Below are 1,753 nucleotides of genomic sequence, written 5' to 3' on the forward strand. Positions count from 1 at the left end.
TAGGCGTTTGCGAAACGCCAAACACCGCATAAATACGGTATTTTTTGTTGTTAAAATAAAATATCTCCTCAAGGTTTATGGTAAAATAGAGTTGACTAGAAACTAAATACCAATCCACCTTAAAGGAGATATACCTATATGATAACACATAAGCAGCTCACTTTGGCAGAAGTTTTTGAAGATTGCCAAAATAAATTCGACAACGACAAATATCAGTTCCTTTCTCTTCTCGATGAAGCCATCAACCTTGATGAAATTGTTCCTGTTTCTTTTGTTTTTCATTTTCACGCCCAAACCGGAAGACCTCGCAAGCACCAGCTTTATCCAATGCTCAAAGCACTTCTGCTCCAGCGTATTTTCTCAATCCCGACTGACACGCTCCTGATTGTGTTCTTGAAATACTCTCAGGAACTGCGTGACTTCTGTGGCTTTGATGTTGTACCGGATGGTTCAAAATTCACTCGCTTTAAACAGGATTTCTTATCGGACTTACAATCTATGTTCGATCATCTTGTTGATCTGACCGAACCGATATGCCAAAAACTGAATCCGGCTCTTGCTGACATGACAATCTTCGATACCTCCGGCATTGAAGCATGGGTTACAGAAAATAATCCTAAGTATGCCAATCGTATTATCAAACAGTTGAAGGCTTTTAAAAAATCCCATAACCTTGATGATTCCTACGATCCTTACAAAGCAGCCTATGGTTCCATGCCAACTCATGCTGCATCCAATCAGGCGATACAGCAGATGTACATCAACGGTCACTTCTGTTATGCCTATAAATTCGGTATCGTCACAAATGGACTTGGCATTGTCCGCGACATATCTTTCTACAACAAGGATTTCCTAAATGCACATCCTGACATTATTGTAGAAAAGAAATCAGATTCTCCGGATGAAGATAAATCTCTTGCCGACTCAAAAGCTCTGCTTCCTGTTTTAATTGATTTTTTCAAAAAGCATCCTTTAATAGAGCCGAAGACGTTTCTTGGGGATGCCGCTTTTGATACGATTGAGATCTATAAATCTCTTTTTGAAGACATTGGATTTCGTAAGGCTTTTATTCCTCTCCGGGTAAAATTATCCATGGAAGGAACTGACTACACTGTTAATGAAAATGGCATTCCCTGCTGTCCACACGATTCTACGCTTCCTATGAAACGAGAAGGCAGTAAATCTCATTTAAGAAGCAAACTTCCTACCATGAAATTTGTATGCCCCAAAATGAAATGGATGCGTGATAAGCATACTGGAAAAACTTATCGTAAGTGCCACTGTGATAATCCATGCACCACTTCTTCCTGCGGACGAATGATTTATATTTATCCTGAGAAAAATCTCCGCGCCTATCCTGGTATAGAACGAGGCTCGCATGAATGGAAAGACACCTACAAAATCCGTGTAAATGTTGAAAAATCAATCAACCATTTCAAGGATAGTTTCTGCATTGCGAATCGTAAAACGCAGAATGAAAAAACTCTTCATGCTGATTTACTTCTGGCGGGAATCACACAGCTTGTTACCGTACTTGTTGCGGATAAAATTCATAAACATCAATACATACGGAGTTTAAAGCCTTTAATTGCATGATATTCGATATTCATATCATCTTTTCTTCGCAGTCATCTGGGAAGTCTTTTTTCATGTCTAATTTTGATGTCACCTGCTTCTCATCTTAAGAATCCTGCATTGCAGGATTCTTACCGCATTTTTAATCAGGATTGCGAACTTGTTTCGCAATTACCTA

Annotated in this window: 1 pseudogene; it reads left to right on the forward strand. The window is 39.1% G+C overall.

The annotated features are described in order from the left end of the window. Positions 1-138: 138 nt before the first annotated feature. Positions 139-1,504 (forward strand): annotated as a pseudogene (locus DXD06_RS16870) (transposase); the annotation flags it as partial. Positions 1,505-1,753: the final 249 nt, after the last annotated feature.

Source organism: Roseburia sp. TF10-5 (assembly GCF_003462365.1).
Classification (GTDB): Bacteria; Bacillota; Clostridia; order Lachnospirales; family Lachnospiraceae; genus Roseburia; species Roseburia faecis.